Genomic DNA, 573 nt, shown 5'->3' on the forward strand with positions numbered 1-573 from the left:
CCCACGGCCGCACCGTTCAGTCGTCTGTAAACTTGCGAAGCAGTCGGTTCAGTTCGGCAAATTCCGCCTTCGTGAATTTGCGCAGGCGCGCGTTGAACACATGCGGCGCGACTTCAGGAATCTGCTCAGCCGTTTCCTGCCCCTTCGCCGTGAGGTGCAGATTCACCACACGGCGGTCGTCTGCGTCGCGCGAACGCTCCAGCAGACCCTTGGTTTCCAGCTTGTCCAGCATGCGCGTCATGAGGCCCGTATCGATGCCGAGCAGTTTCGACAGTTCGAACGGCGTGGTCGCCACACCCTGCTTCAGCGAAAGCAGGATGCCCATTTGCTGGCTAGTGATGTCGAGGTCCTTGAGCGCCGCATCCATCTCCGCGCCAATCAGGTTACGCGCCTTGACGAGCCTGAAACCGACACTCTCGGTCGCCATAAAATTCCTGGTCGTGTAGTGGTCCATCGCAACGTCCTCCGTTATACAAAGCATATTATCTGCATTGTCAGATACTGTCAAGAAAAACACGCGAGCTCATTGACCTTGAACTTTGCCTTCTGAACCGGATGAACTGCAGTATTCAG

1 protein-coding gene is annotated in these 573 nt (G+C 56.2%); it reads right to left on the bottom strand.

The window, feature by feature from the left end; translation table 11 throughout:
- Positions 1-16: 16 nt before the first annotated feature.
- A complete protein-coding gene (locus U5A52_RS43050; protein WP_321940502.1) occupies positions 17-454 on the bottom strand; it encodes a MarR family transcriptional regulator in 438 nt (145 codons plus the stop codon).
- Between the last annotated feature and the right edge of the window lie 119 nt (positions 455-573).

It is taken from the genome of Paraburkholderia sp. J8-2 (assembly GCF_905220195.1).
Taxonomy (GTDB): Bacteria; Pseudomonadota; Gammaproteobacteria; order Burkholderiales; family Burkholderiaceae; genus Paraburkholderia.

What these genes read in the sequence shown, in the direction of transcription:
- U5A52_RS43050 (WP_321940502.1), bottom strand. Translation starts at nt 454, where the DNA reads ATGGACCACTACACGACCAGGAATTTTATGGCGACCGAGAGTGTCGGT.